The organism is Ferdinandcohnia salidurans (assembly GCF_042680725.1).
In the GTDB taxonomy this organism is placed as follows: domain Bacteria; phylum Bacillota; class Bacilli; order Bacillales; family Bacillaceae_L; genus Ferdinandcohnia; species Ferdinandcohnia salidurans.
In genome coordinates this window covers 215,400-239,077 of sequence record NZ_JBHUEK010000034.1, presented here as the reverse complement: position 1 = coordinate 239,077, position 23,678 = coordinate 215,400, and the positions used below count along the sequence as shown (strand labels likewise).

The window sequence follows — 23,678 nt, the reverse complement described above, 5'->3', positions numbered from 1 at the left end:
ATTTTTTTACAATAAAAGCGCCGATATTTTATCGTCGCTTTTATTCATGTACGTATGATAGGGGATGTGTAATATGGAATTTGAAAGAATACCAGTAATATTAAAAAGGTATGATTTTGGTGCGAAAATGGCTATTTGCCAAAAAAGTTCGATGGAAATAATGTCTACGAACGGATTGATTGAAGTAAAGAAGCTTAGAGAAAAGGTATTGCCTTGGGAATTGGAAACCTTTGCATTATTTTCAGTAACTACAGTAAATGAATATTCTAATCAGAAATTTGAAACTGAAAAAGACAACCGTAGGTTTATTGATATAATAGCCACAATTAGAAATTATAAGCATCCACGGTTGAAATTAGCACATGAAAAAAATAAATTTGTCGATTATTTTTTGATTGTTACAGGATTAACCCAATTTCAAATTCAAGAAAGTACTTATTATAAATTATACCGATACAATTACATGTTTAATTTTAAAAATAATAATATTGATATGAAGGAACATTTCATTAAGAAATTTGGAGTTGATTATGAGGAATTTGTTAAATTTGGATTCCTCCTGCGAATCCTTTATGCAAATAAAGTGCCAGACCCTAAAATAATACTTTATTTATTTGGAAAATATAACCATGTTTTAAAATGGTTGATGATTGAAAGAGAAAAATTTGTTTCTCTCCAGGAAAAATTCACAAGTGATATAACACAATACATTTACGGCTTTAAATACTTTTACCAGTTTCCTTTTATTTCTTATAAACAGACGATTTATATGCCATTACCACACTTATTGTTACAGTCTGTTACCACCTCACTTCTATTTCGGTTAACAGAAGGTAATGGAGAATTACGTCAGTTGTTTGGCAAAGATGTGTTAGAAAACTATCTCATCCATATTTGTAACTTTTCAACATGTTTTGATGAGGTAGCTTCTGATTACGCCTATAAGTATAAAGGTGGGGAAAGACGAACCTTAGACATTATGATTAGAAAAGGGGATCAATGCTTCATGCTTGATAGTAAAAGCATGGTGCCGAGAGCAGCCCTTCGAGATTTGTCAGAGGATGCTATTGACGCTACTCTTAATCGTATGGTTGATTCAGTAGTTCAAGTTTATAGACATTTGGTTGAACGATTTCAAATAGAATACTATCCTTTTGCAGAAAAAATTAAGTTTAATAGAGAAGACATTTTTGGAGCAGTTATTCTCCTGGAAGATAGCTATTATCGAAGAGAGGAAATAATGACTAAAGCTGCGGAGGTATTAAAAATCAACTTGGAGGGTGCGGAATTTAAGTATCTCTGTTCAAATGTTAAGATATTGAGCTTGTACGAAATAGAGAGTATGATTTTTCAAAATGAAGATGTATTTGAACTATTAATGAAAAACCGGAATAATAAACAAAATTGGTTTGATTATTCTCTGTCGAATGACTTGAACAATAAAGAAAAAAGGTTGATAAACAATATTAGTGAGTTTATGGAAGATATTAAACAATATTTATATGAATTTGTAGAGGAAATTGAAGAAAAAGGTCTTATTGTATAAAAGTAACTTAAATATGTGTGTTCTTTATATATTTCCTTGTAATACAGCAGGGAGAGAAAAATTTTTATCGCTAAATCATGGGGGCAAGTTGGGGGCAGACTGGGGGCAAACTCAAACAAGCTGCCCCCAACTACATCATATTAATCTAACAGTCGAAAAAATAAAACCGATTAAATCAACTATTTCAAATCAAAACTGTTATAATCAGATTCACCTTTCCACCTTGACAGGGTAGAGGTCACAATTAGGTGATGTGAGAGACTTTGGGGCGGGGTTGTGGGACTTCTTAGACAATATCAACTACAATTGTGTTTTTTGCGTACTAAAAAATTGACAACAGGTAAGATGACTTATAGAAATGCACATAATTATAACTATGTTACTTATCTTAAGTAGTAGAAGGTGTTTTTTATTTAGGTTTTAATTCAGAGGTAATAATTCATGAAAAAATGTGTACTTCTCACAAATTTCGCCATAGGTACCTTTATCTTTTATGGGAAACTGGAAATGAAAACAATCTTGATGATGAACTGTATTGTGTATGTCTAATATTACTTCGTCTTCTTGTTTATAGACTATATTACAGTTTGGGCAATAAACCTTTTTATACATTTATTCTCCTCCTTCTTGGTAATTAAGTACTATTTACAACAGGAAATATCCTGCATTTTCACAAAAAATTCACAAAGAAAATTTTAAAACTTTCCTTTAAGTGTAATTTAATAGTAAGCAGAAAAATAGCCTAATAAAAAATAACACCTTTCCTAAAGAATGGTGTTATTCTATGTATCTTATTTTAAATTTTAAAATCATTTATTCTCAAGGTGATTAAAATTTGTTTGTTAGATTATTTGTTTTTTAATCAGTAGGTGGACAAAGCAGTTTTTTAAAGAGATTGGATTTAATCATCTATGAATGTCTAGTTACATAATAATTACCAATTAATAATGTTTATTCTATTTTACGATTTACGATCGATACCGCTTAAATAGATTTCTATAATTTTTAATACATCATTTTGAATATCTATAGATCTCGATGAAAGTAATTCAATTATTTCAACAAGAACATCTTTATTCTCAATTAAGCTAAGTTTATCTGAATATCGTACTAACTCAGCTAAAGAGATATCAAGTACTGTTGCAATTTTTAATAATATCTCATAGGTCACATTTTTTTCTGACCTTTCAATTTCACCCATGTAAGTGGAGGATATTCCAACTTTTTCTGCCAAATCATGCTGAGTCCAATTTCTTTTTTTTCTTAAGATCCGAATTCTTTGACCAACCGTATCTGACATTAAAATCACCTCTAGAATAAGTAAATCCTAGAAGAAAACAAATGTGAACAAACTATAGTTGGTACTTTTCTTTGAATAACAACTATAGTTGGTATTTTGCGCTTTTTTGTTATTTTCAATAGTAAATTGAGCTAATTCACAGTAGTAAGTGACCATTTTCTAAATACATATTCGTTAATATGAAGTAAGAGATTTCAACGTGGTTTAAAAAAGTTTGTGAGAATTATAATGTGATGTTTGCAAGTATCTGCGGCTTCGTTGCATTAAAAAACACATAACACTTAAAAGTTAGGTGCCTATTTCCTACGATATATTTTCCATGGTTTCATATGGTATGTTCATCCTTTATGCTTAACGGTAGCAATTGACGACTGGAAAGCCCACATCCTGGATAAAGGGCAATAGTTCCTCCACTCCATTTTTCTTCTCTCTAAAAGTAAAGCCAACTCCCTGTTATGAGAGCTGGCTCCATTTTAATTAAAGTTGAACTCCTTCAACATTACGTTCCACAATACGTGCGCCTTTTTTTGATACAATCGGGCCACCAGATGTTAGGAATGCATCCGTTGCTACGATTAGATCCATTGCTGCGGTAACCGCTTGAACATCTACAGGTTCCACTGGATTTTCGATCGAGACGGTTGCTGTTTTTCCTGCCATATTCGTAAACTGCATTTCTAGTGTTTTTGCCACTTGTTATTCCTCCTTTCTAAAAATTCATCTTAAAATTACTCAGCAATGCCTACTAACATAAAGCTATCATTACGCTCAATGTCAGATAGATCTAATGTTTGAAGACCGATGATTGCTGTTGCAACTGCATGTAAATCATCCGCTGTTACAGAAGGGTTAATGTTGTTGTAATTTTTGTTTTTATAGATTAGTTTACCTTTACCGTCCACGCCGTTTTCAAATACTAGACGTAACTGTGTATCTAGAATTTCCTGTTTTGCTGCCATGTCTCTCACCCCCTTTTCACTTATGTTATAGATTGGGGAGGGGAGAAACGGGGCATTCATTTTAAAATATAGAAAAGAATTTTGCTTAGCTATTTTGCTGATGAAAATGAAAATGAAGAAAAGACACAATTTGTTCACATAAAACCAACTATTGGCGGTTTTTGTTTTAAAATTCCCAACTATAGTTGGTGTACTTTTTGTTATTTCTAGTATTTACTATTATTAGTAGAGATTGTTACGTTAAACGAAATACTTTGTATATATTTTGAGATAGTACAAGCCCCCATTCGGTAGTTTTAAGACCGTATTGACGTAATCATCAGTTCTTCTAAGAAACTAATAAAACCAATATCCCCACGAAGGAGAGACCCCATGAATCAAATACTAGAAACCTACGATATTAATCCTCAAACGATGGCAATTTTGTCCGTAGCTGAAATTGAATATTCAGCGATTGTCCTTGAGGAACATAAGAAAGTATATGTTAGGAAAACACCCTTACAAATTATTAAAGCAGCTTGTTTAGAAGGTGGCGCCTCCTATGAAGGAAGACGAAAGGCTGTTACTCATTTAACGGGTGCTATGCAAAAAGTACCGATCCCAATTAACCCACGAAGAAATATCTTCGCATTTCCTACTCATTCACCTACCACGTTTGAGTGCAACTGGATTTTTTACCATCAGATCAAAACCATTACTATCCCAAACGTTCCAAATCCAGCCATCCAATCCATCATTCATTTTAAAAATAACCAATCACTTCCTATGAATGAATCTTGTTATGTTTTACAAAAACAATACCAGCGTACAGCTATGTGTATCTTGCAATATTCAACATGCGAACAATTGCAAACGCATTCATTGCTTGGATTATAAGATAAACCTCGAAAAATATCGCAAAAAAGGACGGCTACCTACATGAACGGAAACTTAATACTAAACGATAGACCTTTAATCATTATCCCCGCACTTGCAAAGGCAATTGGAAAAAACGAAAGTGTCATCCTTCAGCAACTTCACTATTGGATGAAACGCAGCAAAAATATTCGGGAGGACCGTAAGTGGGTGTATTTCACTTATGATCAACTTAGAGAGCAGATTCCATATATATCAAAAAGCACAATTAGAAGAGCCGTTTTGAAATTAGAAAATAGCGACTTAATAACTTCCGACAATTTTAACAAGATGAAAATGGACCATACGAAATGGTACACCATTAACTATGAAAAATTGAGTGAATTAGAGTGTTTTGAAAATAACAACCTACATAGTGTTGACGTTCAAGCAGAAACCAAAACAACCCCATCAGCCATAGCAGACGAATCCATCTGTCCAGAAAGAGCAGACGATGTGCTCAAAGTGGACAGCCCATCTGTTCAAATTGAGCAGACGATGTGTTCAACCTGGACAGAGGATGTGCCCATCCTGAACACAGCAATACCAGAGAGTACTACAGAGATTACTTCAGAGAATACATCAGATTCTTCTTCTTCTAAACAAGCAAATGACAACGAAGACGACCCAATTAAATTTTTTGAACAAAATGGATTTGGAAAAATTGGAAACTACTATGCCATGAAAATTAAATCATGGTGTACTGAATTTTCGAGTGAAATCGTCATAGAAGCTATGAAGCTAGCTTTAGAGAATGGATCAAACAGATGGAATTATGTAGAGACCGTACTCAAAGATTGGATTAGCAAAGGTTACGAAACAGTAAAGGAAATTCTAGACGCACAACTTGTCTTCAAAGTGCAGAAACAGAAGAAAACCATTGCAAAACCAGTACGAACTGAACTCATCCCGGAATGGCTCGATAAGGATAACCAACCTGAGATACCTGTTTTTGATTTGGATTTTGGTGCGAAGAAAAGGTTGTTTGAGGAAAGGCTGAAGGCTCATGGGTAGAATATGCTATTGGACACTAACTCACGTTGTAATAATAAATATTCTCTTTTCGTTCGGAAGCCATATACAAAATCATTCTGGGTCTGGCAATCAATAATAGTCTAATTATTGGACCAAGCCGTTCGTGTTCAGCATTATCACGCTGGATCAATTATGTATAAAATGGTATAATTTTACTATCTATGTCTACCTAAATCGTATAGAAACAAGGGGAAAAGCTATGATAGAAAAAGAAAATAAATTAATTATCAATTCGGATAAAGGAAATTTGCTGAATGAATTAATTAGATCCATTAAAGATTGTGAAAGTTTTTATTTTAGTGTAGCTTTTATTAATTTTAGTGGTCTACAACTGTTATTGGAACCGATCAAAGAGGCTGAAGAAAAGGGTATTAATGGTAAGATAATCACATCCACATACCTTAATTTTACGGATTCAAAGGCTTTAGAAAAATTAAAGACGTTTCAAAATATATCATTAAAAGTTTATGTTACAGACAAAGAGATTGGTTTTCATACCAAAGCCTATATTTTTGAGTATAAGGACAGCTATAAAGTTATCATTGGTTCTTCCAATATTACACAAAGCGCACTAAAAAGTAATATTGAGTGGAATGTTGAAATTATCTCCAAACAGGACGCATCTTTTATTAAAGAAGTACTGAAAGAATATAATAACTTATGGGATATGAGTACTGAAGCAGATGATGAATTTATCAAACGATACGAAGAATTTCTAATGAATTTTAGAAAAACACAAAATACAAGTCAAATGATATATGAACATAACAAACAGTACATTGTTCCTAACCGAATGCAAAGGCGTGCAACCGAAAATCTTGATCGTCTTCGGAGTTTTGGTGAAGAAAAGGCATTAGTAATAGCGGCTACTGGAACGGGTAAAACATATATGTCTGCTTTTGATGTGAAAAGTTTTAAACCTAAAAGATTATTATTTATTGTACATAGAGAAGAGATATTGAAAAAAGCGAAAGAAACATTTGAATTGCTATTACCAAATGAAGGGATCACATTTGGATTACTGACAGGCAATTATAAAGACAAGAGAGTGGATTATCTATTTTCAACGATACAAACTCTTTCTAAATGTTTTCATGAGTATAGAAGAGATGAATTTGACTATATCATTATCGATGAAGCACATCATGCAACAAGTCCAAGCTATCAGAGTGTCCTTGATTATTTTAAACCTCAATTCATGCTTGGAATGACCGCGACTCCAGAACGAAGTGATCATCAAAATGTCTTTGAATTATTTGATCACAATGTGGCTCTTGAAGTAAGGTTACACGAGGCACTAGATGATGAACTTGTCATTCCATTCCATTATTTTGGGATTACTGATATAGATGAAATAGATTTAAGTGATATAAGTATTGACGATTTAGCTGAGGTGACTCGTAGATTAAAGGTTAATGAACGAGTAGATTTTATTATCGATAAGATGGAGTTTTATGGACATGATGGTGAAAAGAGGAAGGCTTTAGGATTTTGTGCGAGTATAGAACATGCCCAATACATGTCAAGCGAGTTTAATAAAAGAGGGTACAACAGCGTTTGTTTAACAGGTGAAGATTCGCCGCATACACGGGAGCAGTTTATGAAAAAATTAGAAGATGACCACGATAACTTAGAGTTCATTTTTACAGTTGATATTTTTAACGAAGGTGTCGATATTCCCTCAATTAATACTGTATTAATGCTAAGACCAACAAATTCACCTATTGTCTTTATCCAACAGCTTGGTAGAGGGTTACGTAAGTATGGGAACAAGAGCTTTTTAACTGTTCTTGATTTTATTGGGAATCACACGAAAACGTTCCTTATAGCAATCGCCCTTAATGGTAGTAGGTATTATGATAAAGAAAGTCTCAAAGTGGCCGTAGCGACTGGATTCGCAAATATTCCAGGTGCAACTCATATCCAGATGGACAGAATCTCACAAGAACGAATACTAGAACAAATTGATCGAGAAAATTTTAACTCCATGAAGTATTTGAAAGAAGAATATAATGAATTTAAAAAGTTAAATCAAGGGCGAATTCCCTTCTTCTTGCTAGATTATTTCAAGTATGATGGAGCACCGGATCCGATTAAATTTATTAATCGTGAAAAATCTTATATTCAATTTGTCGCGAAGGTTGAAAAGGATGAACACCTGAAGAAATTGTTACTGAATGAAGCTTTTGATGGGGCGATGAAGGAATTATCAAGTAAGCTTCCGTTAAAGAGGGTTTATGAATTTGTTATCATCCGTTATTTGTTAGAACATGAGTTTATTGATCTTCAGATAGCTAAGAATGAAATCTTAAAAATAGTAGAAAGTGTTGATGATGATAGTATCCTTCATGCATTTGAGTACTTAAATCAAGACTATTATGATAGTGTTCAAAAAAGGACGAAGCCGAAGTTATTTACATATCAACATAACCGTTTATCTAAGACGAAATTGTTTGTAGATCTTCTAGAAGATGAGGAATATCAAAAATTTATTGAAGATGTTATTTTATATGGCATATACCGCTATGAGAAGGAATTTAATCGAACCTATTATGGAGTTCCTCATTTAAAACTATACGAACAATATCAAATGATCGACACAGCACTACTTTCTAATTACCGCAAAATTCATAGTTCTTATAGAGGTTCTGGATTATTGACAAATGGGAAAGAATTTTTCTTGTTTGTAGACTTACACAAGGAAGCGGATATAAAGGAAAGTATTAATTACAAAGACAAATTTATCAGTACTCGGGAATTTCAATGGCAGTCAGTTAATAATACATCTCAGGAATCAGATCGAGGAAAAGACATCATTTACAATAAAAAAAGAGGCGTGAATCTACACTTATTTATTCGTAAATATCGAGAAATAGATGGAAAGGTTGAGCCGTACATCTATATTGGTAAAGGAAATACAATCCATTTTGAAGGAAATAAACCAATCACAGTTAGAATGGAACTTGAACATGAAATTCCTGCTACTATATATACCGAATTTACACAAAAAGTATAGTCTTCTCAGGTTTGAGAAGACTTTTCTTCTTTCATTAAATCATTTACAGCTGGGATATCTGCTGGAGCCCATTTCAATGATTCTAGATTTTCTTTCTTTAACCAAATTAAGGTTGAATGTTCACTTGCTACAGGAGTACCCTCCGTAATCTTACATTTTATTGAAATCAAGTTAATCGTAAATGTATCATATTCATGAACATTTTCATTAAATACTGTCTTTGATGTTTCAATTACACACCCAAGTTCCTCTTGAATCTCCCTTTCTAATGCTGAAAAGATATCCTCATTTTCTTCTACTTTTCCACCTGGAAATTCCCAACGATTTGGTATAGACATTTCTGGCGAACGAAGCGCACACAAAACTTCCTCTTGGTCATTTTCTATAATTGCTGCTACAACTTTGACTAGTTTTTTCATATGAACCTCCGATTAAATATACTATTCATATCATAACATAACATCAATTTCTTTACCCTTTCATTGATAAATTGAACGATCGTTATTCAATGATATCTCTAAAATTATTAATTACTTATTTGTCTTTACTCCTTGATAAAAGGTTTTAGATTGAAAAATAAATAGGTTGAACAAATATGTAAAATAATGTCGTAAATAAAGGGAAATTCTCTTTAAATTAATATTCTGAAAGTATTGACTATTATTAAAACGGTGTTTATAATAAAGAAAAATGATTGAAATGAACATTAATTTAGTTATTTTTTGTTCATTTTGAATAATTTCGAAACAAATAGTTTTGTTTTTAAAAAAATTTTCATCTAATGAGAGGAGTAGAAATGAAACAAATCAGATTAAAAAATATTGAGGAAACAATCAGTAATATGGCATTAGGCACAATGTACTTTAATACTCTTGTTGATGGTAATAGTTCAAAAGAGATTCTGGACTACTACTTTGAAAATGGAGGAAATTTTATTGATACAGCTAATATGTATGTTTCCTGGATAGACGGCTTTAACGGTGGTGAGTCGGAACGCATAATCGGGGAATGGATTTCAGAAAGAAAAAATAGGGATAAATTATTTATTTCAACTAAAGTGGGTTTACCGATGAAAGGTGTACCTGCAGGATTAAGAAAAGAATTGATCATACAAGAGTGTGAAAACAGTTTAAAACGATTAAACATAGACACTATTGATTTATATTTTGCACATCGAGAGGATAACGAAACAGATTTAGAAGAAACGTTAGAAGCCTTTGATATCTTACAAAGACAAGGAAAAATCAAGCATATTGGTGTCAGCAACCACCGTAGTTATCGAGTGGCAGAGGCCAATGCAATTAGTAAACTTAAGGGCTATCCTAAGTTCGCGTTTGCTCAATATAAACATACATATTTGAGGACAAAACTAGGAACACCGTTTGAAAGTATAGATGACACGAGAATGCATGCTACAGAAGATTTATTAGATTATGTATTAGAAAATGAAATAAACTTTATGTGTTATCAGACTCTCTTAAGTGGAGCCTACTCTAATAGAAATAAGAACATTCCTTACGAATTTCTAGGACCTGACTCTGAAGAAAGGATGAGGGTGTTGATGGAAGTGACTGAAGAAACAGGAGCAACTATTAACCAGGTTGTTTTATCTTGGAGTATGAACAACAAAATGAAAGCGATACCACTGATAACAGGTAGCTCTGTTGCACAAATAAAGGAAAATATTGAAGCTGGTAACGTCAAACTTACTGCAGATCAAATAAAAAGGCTAGATCTTGCAGGTGTTTAAATAAAATTTGGAGGTAATTGAAATGACTGCAAATTTAAGTTTATTAAGAAAAATTAACGATCTTTGTTTATTTGTTCCAGATATTGAAGAGGCAGTAGAGTTTTATACTGAGAAAATGGGTTTTGAGATTATAAGAAGGCAACCAGGTTACGTGCAATTTGATTTTCAGGGTACGAGTTTAACCATGTGGCAAGAAGATGGAGTCTATCGTGCCGTTAATAAAGAATATTTAGGTGGTGAGGGAAATCACTTTATGATTGCTATTAAGGTTCCTACCCTTGAAGATGTTGACAACTTACATGAAGAACTAGTAAGTAGAGGGGTTGAATGTATTTCTGAACCTGAAACATATCCATTTGGTTCAAGGGCTGTATATTTTAGAGATATAAATAAAAACATTTGGGAAGTATTTGCTTGGGTAGAGGGAGATGGACCTGGTCTTTTAAAATAAATTGACTAATCTCATAGAATAATAGTAATCCTTTACTAATAAAAAAATCGAAGGGAATGGATAACGTGGAAAAAGTAATTAAAGCTAGTAGGCCAACCGAAGGAGAAGCATTATATCACATTCGATTACAAGAAGGGGATGTGCCTGAATATATATTATTACCAGGGGCACCAGAAAGAACGTTAAAGATAGCAGAAGGCTGGAATGATGTTGAGGAAGTTGCCCATTATAGGGAATATAAAACAGTCAGGGGTAATTATAATGGAGTTCCAATTGCAGCTACTTCAACGGGAATTGGATGTCCAAGTGCAGAAATTGCAATTCATGAATTAAATGAAATTGGTGTTCATACAGCCATCAGGGTAGGAACAACAGGATGTATCGTTCCAGATTTTGATCTTGGTGATTTAATTATTCCTGTAGCTGCAGTTAGAAAAGATGGAGCGTCACAATGGTATGTTGAACCGGAGTTTCCAGCTTTTGCAAACCCAGATGTTGTTTCAGCATTAGCAGAAGCATGCGAAAGATTAGGTTATCGATACGGATATGGTGTCGTTTACACGGTGGGATCATTTTATATTGGGCAAGGTAGACCGCTTTCAGAAGATGGGTATTGGCCATCATGGGCTGACAAAATTATTCCAGATTTGCAACAACAACGTGTAACAAATATTGATATGGACACAGCAGGTCAATATATTGTAGGACATCTTCATGATATGCGAATGGGGGCAATCCTATCTGTTATCTCAAACCGAGTATTAGATAGATGGGGAGACAATGGTGGAGAAGAAAGAGCATGTAAAGCTGCATCTGAAGCAATTAAAATCTTAATGGAAAGAGATTCTCAACCAAAAACAAGAATTCGATAAAGGGGAATTAGTATGATAATTGAAAAGAATTTGATTAATGGGGTTTGGAAAAATGCTAGTAATGGTGGCACATTTGATGTGACCAATCCTGCAACAGGAGAAGTCATGGCTACCGTGCCCCGATCCACGAATGAAGATGTGGAAGAGGCTGTTAGAGCCGCTGATTTATCTTTTAAAGAATGGTCATTATTAAGCGCTTTTGATAGAGGAGCTATTTTAAGAAAAGCAAGTGATAATGTGCACCAACATGCAAAAAATATCGCTGAACTCTTAACGCAGGAAATGGGAAAGCCATTTAAAGAGGCACTTGGAGAGGTTGAAAAAGGAGCAAACATTCTTCGGTATTATGCAGAGGAAGCAGAAAGAGTATATGGAAGGATTATTGCAAATCCAGAAGCAGGTGTTGAAAGTCGCGTTATTTACCAGCCAATAGGGGTTACCGCTGCAATTTCACCTTGGAACTATCCGATTGAGTTGCTTGCATGGAAGGTAGGAGCTGCGTTAGCATCAGGTTGTACAATTATTTGTAAATTACCTTCTGAAACGCCTATATCACCAATTGCTTTTATTAAATGTATCGAAAAGGCAGGAGTATTTCCTGGTGTCGTAAATACACTTACTGGGTCTGGTTCAGATATTGGAACTCTTTTAGTGAAGCATCCCCTCGTAAAAAAGGTAGCATTTACTGGATCCACAGAAGTAGGGAAAACAGTATTAATGGAATCCTCCAAAACGTTAAAGAAAGTATCTTTAGAACTTGGTGGAAGTTTGCCAATGATTATTTGTGAAGACGCAGACATAGAAATGGCCGTAAAAGGAGCAGTAAGAAGATCATTTAGAAATATGGGGCAAATCTGTATTTCGATTAATCGAATCTACGTGGATCGAAAAATTTATAATCAATTTATTGAAAAGTTTACCGTAGAGACGGAAAAGTTAAAAATTGGGGATGGACTATTTGATGAGTGTGACCTTGGTCCAATGTGTACTTCAAAGGGCTTGGAAAAAACAATTGAGCATATAGAAGATGCGGTGGGTAAAGGTGCAAGACTAACAACAGGGGGAAAACGTCCAGAAGGAGATCAATTTACAAGAGGGAACTACTACCTTCCGTCAATCTTAGCTGATGTAAACCATGATATGTTAATTATGCAGGAAGAAACTTTTGGTCCAGCTGTTGGGGTTATGCCATTTGATTCAATAGATGAAGCTATAGACCTCGCAAACGATTCACAGTATGGTTTGGCTGCAATTGTGTATACGAACCATTTAGGACTTTCTGAAAAGCTATCAAGAGAAATCAATGCAGGAAATGTTGCGATAAATAATGTAGATGCAGGAGTAATGAATGCCCCATACGGTGGTTGGAATGAAAGTGGCATTGGTTATGAGCATGGCCCAGAAGGACTTTATGAATATTTGAGAATCAAACATATTAGAGTTACTACAAAATAAAAAAAACAAAGGATAATGGGCAAAATGAATAAAAAGAAAATAAGACAAAGAGATATTGTTACAAAATTGAAAGTAAAAGAAGTTTTAACGGTTGAAGAAATTTCTTCTCTGTTTAAAATAACGGAGGCTACTGTTAGACGGGATTTAGAGGATTTAGAAAGGGAGGGTGAAATCGTGCGCATACATGGAGGTGCACGAATTACCCAGGAAGAACCCTCCTTTATAAAGTCCTTTAAGGAACGGACTGAAAACATGACGCTAGAAAAGGAAAGAATTGCAGATAGAGTTGCAGAAATGATTCCCGATAATACTATTATTACACTTGATAATGGTACAACTGCATGGTTATTAGCAAAGCGTCTAAAGCAGAAACAGGGTATTACAATTGTTACAAATTCTTTATTAATCATCAATGAGATGATTGATACGGAGGGCATAAATTTGCTGATTACTGGTGGGACATTCCGAAAAAGAAATTATGATTTTGTAGGTGAAAAGGCTGTAAGTTATTTAAATGAAATCTTTTCAGATATTGCTGTTTTAACTTGCGACTCCTTTCGTCCCGGAATGGGTTTTTATAAATTAAGTGAGGCAAGCGCGGAAATTGCAAAAGCAGCAGTTCAATCAACAAAGAAGGTAATTGTATTAGCAGACCATACAAAATTAGATTCAGATGGGTTCCATCGGTTTTTAGTACCTGATAATGTTGATATCCTTTTTACTGATTCTATGATAAGTAGTTCAAATAAGGAACTTATAAGTAGTGAACCCTATCAAACTATCTATTGTTAATCCTTATAGTATGAAAAAAATCGAAATGAGGAATCCACATGGGGAAATGGAGAATTTTAATCACTGATTATGAATTTAATGATTTATCAATTGAAGAAAAGGTACTCTCTAAACTTGGAAATGTTGAAATTATAAAGGGTCAATGTAATACAGAAGACCAGGTTATTCATTTAGCGAGGGATGTAGACGGAATCATAAATCAATATGCACCAATTGGGGAAAAGGTTATAAATTCTCTGGAGTATTGTAAAGTCATATCCCGATACGGAGTAGGTGTAGATACGATTGATTTAGCAGCAGCCTCTTCAAAGGGAATTTATGTGACAAATGTACCTGACTATGGAGTAGAGGAGGTGTCAAATCATGCATTGGCATTACTCCTCAGTTGGAGTCGTAAAATTACCCAATTAAATAATTATGTAAAAAAAGGGGTCTGGGATTTTAAATTAGGTATGCCAATAAGCCGATATTCGAACCAAACCCTTGGTGTGATTGGGTTTGGTCGGATCCCTAGAAGCTTTGTGAAAAAAGCTAAGGCGTTTGGATTTAATATTATCGTGCACGATCCATTTGTTCCAGACGATGTAATTATTGCTGAGGGGGCAACTCCAGACTCATTAGATGGTGTATTAGTACAATCGGATTATATTTCAGTTCACGTACCCTTAACAAAAGAGACAACACATCTTTTTAATCGTGAAAAGTTTAAGTTAATGAAAAAGAATGCGGTAATTATAAATACAGCTAGAGGCGCTATTATTAATGAACAAGATCTCCTGGATGCGTTATTGGCAAAGGAAATTGCAGGAGCCGCAATAGACGTTTTAGAAACCGAACCAATTCATCATGATCATCCTCTATTATCATTAGACAATGTAATTATTACTCCTCACACAGCCTGGTATTCAGAAGAAGCAATGATTGAACTCAGAACTAAAACAGCCCAGAACATAGTTGATGTATTAGAAAACAAACAAATTAGTTACCTAGTTAACAAAGAAATTATTAATATTGGAAAAGAACATGAAAAAATAGAAAGTTGAAGGTGGAAAATACTAAAAATGTCAAAAGTGAAAAGGTGAGTGCCGTGAAAGGATATGATGGATATTTAATTGACCTTGATGGAACGGTTTATAGAGGAAAAGAAGAGATTGAGGGAGCTATAGACTTTATAAATGATCTAAAAAAACAAAATCGTAAATTATTATTTATTACTAATAATTCTTCTATGCGCAAGGAACGTATAGCTGAAAAACTACAAAGTTTAGGGGCAGAAGTTACAAGTGAAGAAATATTTACTTCAGCAATTGCTACTGCTGCATTTATTGCTGAAACTTTTCCAAACGATAAGGTCATGATTATTGGGGAGGAAGGACTTTACCAAGCAATTAAAGAAAAAGGATTAGACACAACACAAGAAGACCCAGGTGTTGTAGTCATGGGAATTGACCGTGATATTACTTATGAAAAACTAGCAAAAGCTAGTATAGCTATACAAAATGGTGCCCATTTTATTTCTACTAATCCGGATTTAGTTGTTCCTACTGACATAGGAATGGTACCAGCAAACGGATCCTTAACAGCAGTTCTTACAAAATCAACAGGAGTTAATCCAATCTTTATAGGGAAGCCGGAATCAGAAATGATAGACCAAGCTTTAAAACATTTGGGGACACAGAAAGAAAATACCCTTATCATTGGCGATAACTATGAAACGGATATCTTAACAGGAATTAGAGCTGGAATAGATACACTTCTTGTACTTACCGGTGTCACTTCTAGAAAAGAACTGGAAAACTTTAAAGTTATGCCAACATATATTTTGGAAAATTTAGATGAAATAAAAGTTAAATAATAAAAGCCGAGAGGATGTTTCAGATGAACATTATTAGGTATAACAAGAATGGAAAAAATCAATTAGCAATAGTCACAGAGGATTCAATCATTTATGATCTAGACTTTTCAACCTTTCAGGAACTAGATGAAGAGGCGTATGTTAAAGGAGTGTCGATATCCTCATTCATTAAAGAAATAATTAAAGGCATGGTGCCCATTAACAAGGATATATCTGAATTAGATCTTTTAATACCTATTGAAACAGAAGAGGTGTGGGCAGCGGGTGTAACCTATCAAAAAAGTAGAATGGCAAGAAACCATGAATCTAGTAATGCTCATGACCAACAGGAAACATTTTATGACAAAGTTTATAACGCAGACCGTCCTGAAATTTTCTTAAAATCAACGAAAAAAAGAACAGTAGGACCAAATCAAGATCTTTTCCTACGAAATGATTCGAATTGGTTAGTACCTGAGCCTGAACTTGGTCTAGTAATCAATCGCCATGAAAAAATTGTTGGATATGTAGTTGGAAATGATTTAAGTTGCAGAGATATCGAAGGAGAGAATCCACTTTATCTTCCACAAGCAAAAATATGGAAAAGATCATGTTCGATAGGCCCATCAATTCGATTAGTAGATACAGTTAATAATCCGTATGATTTATTAATTACTTGCAGTATTCTTCGAGAAGGAAAACTCGTTAACAAACAATCTGCTAGTACGTCACAACTAAAACGGAAATATGATGAACTAGTATCTTATTTAGTTAAAAATAATGAAATTTTTGATGGCCTAGTGTTACTGACAGGAACTGCTATCGTACCACCAGATAATTTTACTCTTCAAGATGGGGATATAGTTGAAATTGAAATTCCAGAAATAGGAGTTCTTGCAAATACAGTTAAGAAAATGCAAGTTGCTACAACAGTCTAAAAAATCATCACTAAATCATTAAACAATGCATCCTATTTTCAAAAAGGATTTTGTGAAATGATAGAAAGATAGGTGAAATGAAGGTGTTCGATTTAGTTGTAAGTGGTGGAATCATCGTAACAATGGCTCCGGATTCTAAACCTTTTATTGGTTCTTTAGGAATTAAGGACGGAAAGATTGAACACATAAAGGATGGTAGCATCCATCCTTCTGAGGGAAAAGAATTTGTTGACGTTACCGGTAAAATTATTTCTCCCGGTTTGATAAACGGACATTGTCACGGTGATATGACGGTGGTACGGGGAATAGCAGATAACTTGACTTTATTAGAACAAAATAATAAATTTGCTCCCTTTCACTTTTTATATAACATTCTAACTGATCGTGACCGATTTTTTTCTCGACAACTTACCTATATTGAAGCTTTAAAGTCTGGTACAACTTTCATGACTGAAAATATGTATTGGAGTTTAGGATTAGAATCCGTTAAAGCGATGTCTCAAACAGGAATTCGTGGAGCTTTAGTTGAGGATGTAAGGCCAGATTTTACAAGTCCAAATTTATTAGTCTCAGAGAAACACTTAAAGGAATTTAAAGAAGAATGTGAAAAAAATGGGTTGATCCCCATTATTGGGAGTATTTCTGAAGAGGACTTTGATGAAGAATTATTAAAACAAATCTTTTTAATGGCTGAAAACAGTGATTTATTAGTTACGCAACACCTTGCTGAAACAACGTGGAGAGCAGACATATGCAAGGAGCGGTTTGGAAAGACACCTGTCCAGTTTTTAGCAGAAAATAAGTTTCTTTCAAAGAATTTAATAGGTTCCCATGCTATCTATATAAATGACGAAGAAATTAAGTCAATGGCGCGAGCAAATACAAAAGTTATAAATACACCTGTTTGTGAAATGAAGATTTCAGATGGAGTTGCGCCTATTCCAGAATTTTTAAAGGTAGGGATCGTGACGGGATTAGGAACAGATGGTGCACTCTGGAATAACTCAAATGATATGTTCCGTGAGATGAAAGGGTTAGTCCTTTTACACTCATTAAGCAAAGGTGTTAGAAGCTTAAATGCAAAACAAGCTCTTGAGATGGCTACGATTAACGGGGCAAGGGTTTTCGGCGTTGATAATAAATTGGGGTCATTAGAAATTGGAAAAGAAGCCGATTTTATTATAATAGATGCCACCTCCCCTCATTTACGTCCGTTAAGAGTAAATAAGCATGAGAACGTCATTTCAACGTTAGTTTATAATGTGACCGGTAGTGATGTTGAATCAGTCTTCATAGGTGGGGTACCTGTTGTACTGCAGAAACAATTAGTAACTGTAGATGAAGTGCAAATTATTGAGGAAGTACAAGCGGCAAGTGAAAAAATTGCTAAAGAAATTCCGGAGGATGCCTTTATAATGGAACAAGTTCATAGCATTAATTAATAATGTATCTTGGAGGTATTTATGAAAAATATTGGTTTAAAACATGATTTTACCGTATTGGCTATTACACTTATTCCTGTTGGTATAGCATTAAACGTTACAATTGGGCAATTAGTTAGTATACTGAAGCTTCCATTATTCGTAGATAATGCAGGTACAATTGTTGTTGGTATGATAGCAGGTCCATGGGTAGGTATCATTGCCGGTGGTTTAAGTAACTTAGTAAGGGGAATAGTTGATCCAGTTTTAATTGCCTTTGCTCCGGTTAGTATGCTTATGGGATTGCTAGCAGGACTCCTATCATATAAAGGTTTGATTAATAAACTCCCAAAAGCAATTTTTGCCGGTATTCTTGCAGGGATGTTATCTGTAGTAATCGCTACTCCTATAACAGTAATGGTTTTTGGTGGAATATCTGGTACAGGTTCAGATGTTATTACTGCCTTTTTCTTAGCTGCAGGTTTTGATATGTGGCAAGCCGTTACAATACAAAAAATGTTTATTGAAAGTATTGATAGAATCCTTTGTTTCTTGATTGCATTTTGGATTATTAAGAAGATGTCTCCAAGATATCTAGTAAAACATAATTATGGCACCTCATATATAAATTAAAAGATTTATATGGAAGGATGGATGCAAATGAACGGAATTCAAAAATTTATTCTTGATTTATATCCTACTACAAAACTCTTATTATTTTGTTCCGTAGTATTGTCAATGATAATCGTTCAAAATATAGTGTTTTCCTATTTGTTAGTTCCGCTCTGTTTCCTGATTGCAATTCTTGCGAGTAAAGGAAAAATATTTTTTAACTTATTTATGAAAGCGCTATTACCAATAGCCCTCATGATTTTCTTGTTACAAATCTTTTTTTATCCTGGTGAAACTATTCTTTGGGAGTTAGGGATTTTTTCTATTTCACAAGAAGGGGTCGTGTTTAGTTTAACTTTAATATCTAGATTACTTTCAATTGGAGCTGCGTTTTTACTGTTTTTCCAAATAACACCAATCAAAGACTTTATTTATTCTATAGAAAAACTTGGTATGTCTCCAAAAGCAGCTTATGTTATATTCTCTACATTTCAAATCATCCCGGAAATTAAAAAAACTTCGACTACTATAATGGATGCTCAAAAAGCTAGGGGTGTTGAAACAGAAGGGAATATTATTGTTAGGGCAAAAGCTTTTTTTCCGACACTTGCACCATTATTCCTTACATCCATAACAAGTACAGAAGAAAGAGCGATGGCACTAGAAGCTCGAGCATTTACGGTTAAGGGAAAGAAAACAAGATTACATCATTTAGAAAAGACAGGCAAAGATCAGTTTGTAAGAATCTTGCTACTATTATTGCTTGTTATGATTATTGTGTGGAGGTATTTTATATGAGTCATATTCAAATTCAAAACTTATCTTATAAATACCCATTAGGAAAGAATAACGTATTGCAAAATATTAATCTAGAGATTGAAAATGGGAAACTGTATACAATAGTTGGAGAAAACGGAAGTGGAAAAACGACCCTTTGTAATATATTAAGAGGATTTATCCCTTGGTTTCATAAGGGAGAACTTGATGGAAGTGTGATTATAGATGGGAAAGACCTTTTGGAATATGAATTAGAAGATTTAGCCTTAAAGGTTGGATATGTATTCCAAAATCCTTTCACACAAATCAGTGGTATAAAAGAAACTGTTTTTGAAGAAATTGCGTACGGATTAGAAAACCTTGGAGTGGAATCAATAGAAATAGAGCAAAGAGTTAATGATGTCATGAACCTTTTAGGTATTCAATATTTAAAAGATAAGCATCCAATGAACTTGTCAGGGGGGCAGAAACAAAGAGTTGTTTTTGCTTCAATCATTGTAATGGAACCTGATATCCTCGTAATTGATGAACCAACTTCACAACTAGACCCACAAGGAACAGAAGAGATATTCAACATAATTAACATCATGAAGCAAAAGGGTAAAACTATTATTTTAGTAGAACATAAGATGGAGTTAATCGCAGAGTATTCTGATTATGTTTTAGTATTAAAAGATGGAGAACTCGTAATAAGTGGAAAAACAGAAATAGTGTTAACTGATGAACGGCTGTTAACTTATCTAGGGTCATTACCTCAGTATGCCCGTCTTGGAATTGAAATGATAAAGAATGATTTATTAATTGAAAAAATCCCGATTACTGAAAGAGAATCGATTGAAATCATTATGAAATGTATCCTACAGGAAAATAAGGTAACTGAGGTATCATAGAAAACCAAATTTTATAAGAAGGGGAGGGAGTACATTGAGTTATTTGAGTTTAAATGATGTTTCTTATAGCTACCCGGATGGATTTAGAGCAATTGAAAATATTACAATGGAATTTGAACTCGGTGAATCAGTTGCAATTATCGGGCAAAATGGAGCTGGGAAAACGACTACTGTTAAATTAATGAATGGACTGTTAAGACCATTTGAAGGGAATGTCGTAATTGATGGGTGGAATACAAAGGATTATTCAACAGCACAATTGTCAAGAAAGGTTGGCTATGTATATCAAAATCCTGATGATCAAATATTTCATAGTAGAGTCTATAACGAAATAGAATTCGGACCAAAGAAAATTGGTTTATCAAAGGAAAGAATTAAGGAAAACATCCTTAGCGCGGCAAAATTGACTGGAATCGATCAATTCCTAGAAAACCATCCATTCGATTTACCTTATTCCTTAAGAAAGTTTATTTCTATTGCATCTGTAATTGCTATGGAGCCTAATGTAATTATTTTGGATGAGCCAACAGCAGGCCAGGATGGTAATTCAATGAAGCGGCTCTCACATATTATTAAAACCTTAACAAAGCAGGGAAAAACCGTAATTACCATTACCCATGATATGGAATTTGTAGCAAATAACTTTAATCGAGTAATTGTAATGGCAAATAAAAGGAAAATTGCAGACTCAAATAAGCGAGATGTCTTTTGGAACTTAGATGTATTAGAGAAGGGAAGAGTCAAGCAACCGTATATAAGTCAACTAAGTAGAAAGTTAGAGATAAGTGATAAAAACATTTTTACAGAGGAATTAATTCATTCTCTTAAACAAGATAGTAGAAAAAAAGTGAATACAATATAAATTGTTCTAAGAAGGGAGTAATATCCAATGAAAGTGATTACAACCGTAAAAACTTGTCATAATTATATAAATAATGAGTGGGTAGAATCAGCATCAAGAGAATTAATTAAAAGCATAAGCCCGATGGATAAAGAAGAAATTGTGGGGTTTGTACAAAAATCAACTAAAGAAGATTTAGATAAATGTGTTTTAGCTGCACATAATGCGAAGAGAGAATGGCGCAAGATTGGTCAAGCAAAAAGAGGAGAGTATTTATTTAAGGTAGCGGATATTCTAGAAGAAAACTTAGAAGAAATTGCAGTGACTATGACAACAGAAATGGGGAAGACTCTTCCGGAAGCGAAAGGGGAAACTGCTAGGGGAATTGCAATCCTGCGATACTATGCTGGTGAGGGTATGCGTAAAAATGGGGATGTGATACCATCCTCTGACGAGAATGCACTTATGTTTACTAAAAGAACGCCATTAGGAGTAGTAGGTGTAATTACTCCGTGGAATTTTCCTGTTGCTATTCCCATTTGGAAGATAGCTCCTGCCCTTGTCTACGGAAACACAGTAGTCTTTAAACCTGCTAGTGAGACCTCAGTGACTGCAGCTAAAGTTGTAGAGTGTTTTAACAAAGCAGGGTTACCTAAGGGTGTATTTAATTTTATAACAGGATCTGGATCTGTTATTGGTCAGGGACTTATCGATCATCCACTCCTTAATGCGATTACCTTCACCGGCTCTGAGACAGTTGGTGCAATTGTAGCTAAATCAGCCTCAGCAAGAGGAATAAAGTATCAATTAGAAATGGGGGGGAAAAACCCAGTTATTGTTACAAAAGATGCCGACTTAGATGAAACTGTAGATGCTGTTATCAGTGGTGCATACCGTTCTACCGGGCAGAAATGCACTGCTACTAGCAGAGTTATCGTAGAGTCATCTATCTATGATAAGTTTAAGAGTAAGCTAATTCAGGCAACTAAGTCCCTATCAGTCGGGAATGGTTTGAATCAAGGCATCTGGATGGGACCGTGTGCTAGTGAGGAACAATTTAATACTGTTAAGGAATACATTGAAATTGGTAAAAATGAAGGTGCCAAGCTAGTATTAGGTGGAGAAGTTCTAGATGAAGGGGAGTATACAAAGGGATTTTACATTACACCAGCCATTTTTGAAAATGTTACCCCTGACATGAGAATTGCGCAAGAAGAAATTTTTGGTCCGGTAATTGCACTTATAAAAGTTCAAGATTTGGATGAAGCAATAACAATAGCAAACGATACAAAATATGGATTAAGCGCCTCTATTTTCACATCAAATATAAGTAGCATACTAGAGTTTATTGATGAAATAGAGGCTGGTCTTGTAAGAATAAATGCAGAAAGTGCAGGAGTTGAACTTCAAGCACCATTCGGAGGTATGAAGGCATCTAGTACAGGTTCAAGGGAACAAGGTGAAGCAGCACAGGAGTTTTATACTTCTATCAAAACAATATTTATAAAAAGTTGATATTAATGTCAGCCACATTATTTACTCTATCTGTGTTTTCAATTATTACTAACAGTATTTAGATTAAGTGAAGAATAACTGATCACATTTTTAAGGTTTTACGGAAGAGTAAATTATTATTTTGAAATGATAATTAGAGGATTGTTTGAGGTTAACACAGAAAGTAAGAGTTTCATATAATTCAAACATCGAATTGACTGATATGGATAAAGTAAATGCCAGGCTGATGCCTAAGATTTAGCGAAAGACTTCTATTGTTTAGGAGTCTTTCTTTTTTATTAAAAAGTCTTCTTTTTTTTACTAAATACAGGATAATAAATTCTTATGTTTAACCATGACAATACCTTTTTGAGGTACTGACTCGATATGTAGCTTTTACCTTCATCAGTCATTCTTGAGGTGTAGAGACTGAAAAAATAGCCCTTTTGCCCCCTGTTTTGGGAATTATTTTTGTGTCTGTTTTTGAATCATAAAAAACAAACTCATTACTGGTAAAATTTTCAATACAAACATTTACCTTAAGAGGTGAGGAAAGTGCAACGCCGGAAATATTTAATGATGGTTGATATTTTAGAAGGCTATCGTTCGAATATTCATCAGGCATTAAGCAGAATGGGCAATAGTAAACGATTTATCGGTCTGCCCACGGTTGTTATGCGTATCAATGGAAGGGACAGACAAGGGATGCGTATGACGAAATTGCTGCGGAGATCAATAGTACGGGGAACAAAATCAATCATCAGTCCGAGCTGTTGATCAAAGAAATCAACAACGAGATTC

At 34.2% G+C, this 23,678-nt stretch carries 23 protein-coding genes; 19 read left to right on the top strand and 4 right to left on the bottom strand.

Annotated elements, in window-relative coordinates; all coding sequences use genetic code 11:
* The first annotated feature begins 73 nt into the window (after window positions 1-73).
* Window positions 74-1,546: a hypothetical protein gene (locus tag ACFSFW_RS23465; RefSeq protein ID WP_388042030.1), complete on the top strand. Its 1,473-nt coding sequence runs from the start codon at window positions 74-76 to the stop codon at window positions 1,544-1,546.
* Between the two features lie 961 nt (window positions 1,547-2,507).
* Here ACFSFW_RS23465 and ACFSFW_RS23460 read toward each other — a convergent pair.
* The 3 genes from ACFSFW_RS23460 to ACFSFW_RS23450 form a co-directional block, all read right to left on the bottom strand.
* On the bottom strand, window positions 2,508-2,846 hold the full coding sequence (locus ACFSFW_RS23460; protein WP_388042029.1) for a helix-turn-helix domain-containing protein: 339 nt from the start codon (window positions 2,844-2,846) through the stop codon (window positions 2,508-2,510).
* 477 nt (window positions 2,847-3,323) lie between these two features.
* Window positions 3,324-3,539 (bottom strand): DUF2922 domain-containing protein, encoded by a 216-nt coding sequence (locus tag ACFSFW_RS23455; protein WP_388042027.1) that lies wholly within the window; start codon window positions 3,537-3,539, stop codon window positions 3,324-3,326.
* A gap of 35 nt (window positions 3,540-3,574) precedes the next feature.
* Complete coding sequence (locus tag ACFSFW_RS23450; RefSeq protein ID WP_099353718.1) at window positions 3,575-3,805, bottom strand: DUF1659 domain-containing protein; 231 nt, start codon at window positions 3,803-3,805, stop codon at window positions 3,575-3,577.
* A 372-nt stretch (window positions 3,806-4,177) separates the two neighbouring features.
* Here ACFSFW_RS23450 and ACFSFW_RS23445 point away from each other — a divergent pair, with 372 nt between their 5' ends.
* From ACFSFW_RS23445 to ACFSFW_RS23435, 3 genes are all read left to right on the top strand, one after another.
* Window positions 4,178-4,681 carry a competence protein ComK gene (locus ACFSFW_RS23445; RefSeq protein WP_388042025.1) on the top strand — a complete coding sequence of 168 codons (504 nt, stop codon included), beginning with the start codon at window positions 4,178-4,180 and terminating at the stop codon, window positions 4,679-4,681.
* Between the two features lie 42 nt (window positions 4,682-4,723).
* A complete protein-coding gene (locus ACFSFW_RS23440; protein WP_388042024.1) occupies window positions 4,724-5,713 on the top strand; it encodes a DnaD domain-containing protein in 990 nt (329 codons plus the stop codon).
* 220 nt (window positions 5,714-5,933) lie between these two features.
* Window positions 5,934-8,750: a DEAD/DEAH box helicase gene (locus ACFSFW_RS23435; RefSeq protein WP_388042023.1), complete on the top strand. Its 2,817-nt coding sequence runs from the start codon at window positions 5,934-5,936 to the stop codon at window positions 8,748-8,750.
* Between the two features lie 5 nt (window positions 8,751-8,755).
* Here ACFSFW_RS23435 and ACFSFW_RS23430 read toward each other — a convergent pair whose 3' ends face one another.
* Complete coding sequence (locus ACFSFW_RS23430) at window positions 8,756-9,169, bottom strand: (deoxy)nucleoside triphosphate pyrophosphohydrolase (RefSeq protein ID WP_388042021.1); 414 nt, start codon at window positions 9,167-9,169, stop codon at window positions 8,756-8,758.
* Between the two features lie 377 nt (window positions 9,170-9,546).
* Between ACFSFW_RS23430 and ACFSFW_RS23425 the strand changes: the two genes are divergently transcribed.
* From ACFSFW_RS23425 to ACFSFW_RS23355, 15 genes are all read left to right on the top strand, one after another.
* Window positions 9,547-10,500: an aldo/keto reductase gene (locus ACFSFW_RS23425; RefSeq protein WP_388042019.1), complete on the top strand. Its 954-nt coding sequence runs from the start codon at window positions 9,547-9,549 to the stop codon at window positions 10,498-10,500.
* A 22-nt stretch (window positions 10,501-10,522) separates the two neighbouring features.
* Window positions 10,523-10,951 carry a VOC family protein gene (locus tag ACFSFW_RS23420; protein WP_388042018.1) on the top strand — a complete coding sequence of 143 codons (429 nt, stop codon included), beginning with the start codon at window positions 10,523-10,525 and terminating at the stop codon, window positions 10,949-10,951.
* A gap of 65 nt (window positions 10,952-11,016) precedes the next feature.
* Window positions 11,017-11,823, top strand: coding sequence for a nucleoside phosphorylase (locus ACFSFW_RS23415; protein WP_388042016.1), 807 nt, complete (start codon window positions 11,017-11,019; stop codon window positions 11,821-11,823).
* A 12-nt stretch (window positions 11,824-11,835) separates the two neighbouring features.
* Window positions 11,836-13,278, top strand: coding sequence for an NAD-dependent succinate-semialdehyde dehydrogenase (locus ACFSFW_RS23410; RefSeq protein WP_388042014.1), 1,443 nt, complete (start codon window positions 11,836-11,838; stop codon window positions 13,276-13,278).
* A 24-nt stretch (window positions 13,279-13,302) separates the two neighbouring features.
* Window positions 13,303-14,070 carry a DeoR/GlpR family DNA-binding transcription regulator gene (locus ACFSFW_RS23405; RefSeq protein WP_388042012.1) on the top strand — a complete coding sequence of 256 codons (768 nt, stop codon included), beginning with the start codon at window positions 13,303-13,305 and terminating at the stop codon, window positions 14,068-14,070.
* 38 nt (window positions 14,071-14,108) lie between these two features.
* Window positions 14,109-15,113, top strand: coding sequence for a C-terminal binding protein (locus ACFSFW_RS23400; RefSeq protein ID WP_388042010.1), 1,005 nt, complete (start codon window positions 14,109-14,111; stop codon window positions 15,111-15,113).
* Window positions 15,114-15,157: 44 nt separating this feature from the next.
* Window positions 15,158-15,925 (top strand): 5' nucleotidase NucF, encoded by a 768-nt coding sequence (nucF, locus tag ACFSFW_RS23395; protein WP_388042200.1) that lies wholly within the window; start codon window positions 15,158-15,160, stop codon window positions 15,923-15,925.
* 23 nt (window positions 15,926-15,948) lie between these two features.
* Window positions 15,949-16,842, top strand: coding sequence for a fumarylacetoacetate hydrolase family protein (locus ACFSFW_RS23390; RefSeq protein ID WP_388042008.1), 894 nt, complete (start codon window positions 15,949-15,951; stop codon window positions 16,840-16,842).
* 83 nt (window positions 16,843-16,925) lie between these two features.
* The gene (locus ACFSFW_RS23385) at window positions 16,926-18,284 is read left to right on the top strand and encodes an amidohydrolase family protein (protein ID WP_388042006.1); all 1,359 of its coding nucleotides are present in this window, start codon (window positions 16,926-16,928) and stop codon (window positions 18,282-18,284) included.
* A gap of 21 nt (window positions 18,285-18,305) precedes the next feature.
* Entirely contained in the window at window positions 18,306-18,896 is a 591-nt protein-coding gene (locus ACFSFW_RS23380) for an ECF transporter S component (protein ID WP_388042004.1), read from the top strand.
* A 27-nt stretch (window positions 18,897-18,923) separates the two neighbouring features.
* Window positions 18,924-19,673 carry an energy-coupling factor transporter transmembrane component T gene (locus ACFSFW_RS23375; RefSeq protein ID WP_388042002.1) on the top strand — a complete coding sequence of 250 codons (750 nt, stop codon included), beginning with the start codon at window positions 18,924-18,926 and terminating at the stop codon, window positions 19,671-19,673.
* Window positions 19,670-20,542 carry an energy-coupling factor ABC transporter ATP-binding protein gene (locus tag ACFSFW_RS23370; RefSeq protein ID WP_388042000.1) on the top strand — a complete coding sequence of 291 codons (873 nt, stop codon included), beginning with the start codon at window positions 19,670-19,672 and terminating at the stop codon, window positions 20,540-20,542. Before ACFSFW_RS23375 ends, ACFSFW_RS23370 begins: the two co-directional genes overlap by 4 nt.
* A 34-nt stretch (window positions 20,543-20,576) precedes the next feature.
* Window positions 20,577-21,404 (top strand): energy-coupling factor ABC transporter ATP-binding protein, encoded by an 828-nt coding sequence (locus ACFSFW_RS23365; protein WP_388041999.1) that lies wholly within the window; start codon window positions 20,577-20,579, stop codon window positions 21,402-21,404.
* A gap of 27 nt (window positions 21,405-21,431) precedes the next feature.
* A complete protein-coding gene (gene gucD / locus ACFSFW_RS23360) occupies window positions 21,432-22,898 on the top strand; it encodes an alpha-ketoglutaric semialdehyde dehydrogenase GucD (RefSeq protein ID WP_388041997.1) in 1,467 nt (488 codons plus the stop codon).
* Between the two features lie 534 nt (window positions 22,899-23,432).
* Window positions 23,433-23,654 carry a hypothetical protein gene (locus ACFSFW_RS23355; RefSeq protein WP_388041996.1) on the top strand — a complete coding sequence of 74 codons (222 nt, stop codon included), beginning with the start codon at window positions 23,433-23,435 and terminating at the stop codon, window positions 23,652-23,654.
* The last annotated feature ends 24 nt before the right edge of the window (window positions 23,655-23,678 follow it).

Coding starts and splice junctions, on each gene's coding strand:
- ACFSFW_RS23465 (WP_388042030.1), top strand. CDS start 74: ATGGAATTTGAAAGAATACCAGTAATATTAAAAAGGTATGATTTTGGT.
- ACFSFW_RS23460 (WP_388042029.1), bottom strand. CDS start 2,846: ATGTCAGATACGGTTGGTCAAAGAATTCGGATCTTAAGAAAAAAAAGA.
- ACFSFW_RS23450 (WP_099353718.1), bottom strand. CDS start 3,805: ATGGCAGCAAAACAGGAAATTCTAGATACACAGTTACGTCTAGTATTT.
- ACFSFW_RS23445 (WP_388042025.1), top strand. CDS start 4,178: ATGAATCAAATACTAGAAACCTACGATATTAATCCTCAAACGATGGCA.
- ACFSFW_RS23440 (WP_388042024.1), top strand. CDS start 4,724: ATGAACGGAAACTTAATACTAAACGATAGACCTTTAATCATTATCCCC.
- ACFSFW_RS23435 (WP_388042023.1), top strand. CDS start 5,934: ATGATAGAAAAAGAAAATAAATTAATTATCAATTCGGATAAAGGAAAT.
- ACFSFW_RS23430 (WP_388042021.1), bottom strand. CDS start 9,169: ATGAAAAAACTAGTCAAAGTTGTAGCAGCAATTATAGAAAATGACCAA.
- ACFSFW_RS23425 (WP_388042019.1), top strand. CDS start 9,547: ATGAAACAAATCAGATTAAAAAATATTGAGGAAACAATCAGTAATATG.
- ACFSFW_RS23420 (WP_388042018.1), top strand. CDS start 10,523: ATGACTGCAAATTTAAGTTTATTAAGAAAAATTAACGATCTTTGTTTA.
- ACFSFW_RS23410 (WP_388042014.1), top strand. CDS start 11,836: ATGATAATTGAAAAGAATTTGATTAATGGGGTTTGGAAAAATGCTAGT.
- ACFSFW_RS23405 (WP_388042012.1), top strand. CDS start 13,303: ATGAATAAAAAGAAAATAAGACAAAGAGATATTGTTACAAAATTGAAA.
- ACFSFW_RS23400 (WP_388042010.1), top strand. CDS start 14,109: ATGGGGAAATGGAGAATTTTAATCACTGATTATGAATTTAATGATTTA.
- ACFSFW_RS23390 (WP_388042008.1), top strand. CDS start 15,949: ATGAACATTATTAGGTATAACAAGAATGGAAAAAATCAATTAGCAATA.
- ACFSFW_RS23380 (WP_388042004.1), top strand. CDS start 18,306: ATGAAAAATATTGGTTTAAAACATGATTTTACCGTATTGGCTATTACA.
- ACFSFW_RS23375 (WP_388042002.1), top strand. CDS start 18,924: ATGAACGGAATTCAAAAATTTATTCTTGATTTATATCCTACTACAAAA.
- ACFSFW_RS23370 (WP_388042000.1), top strand. CDS start 19,670: ATGAGTCATATTCAAATTCAAAACTTATCTTATAAATACCCATTAGGA.
- gucD (WP_388041997.1), top strand. CDS start 21,432: ATGAAAGTGATTACAACCGTAAAAACTTGTCATAATTATATAAATAAT.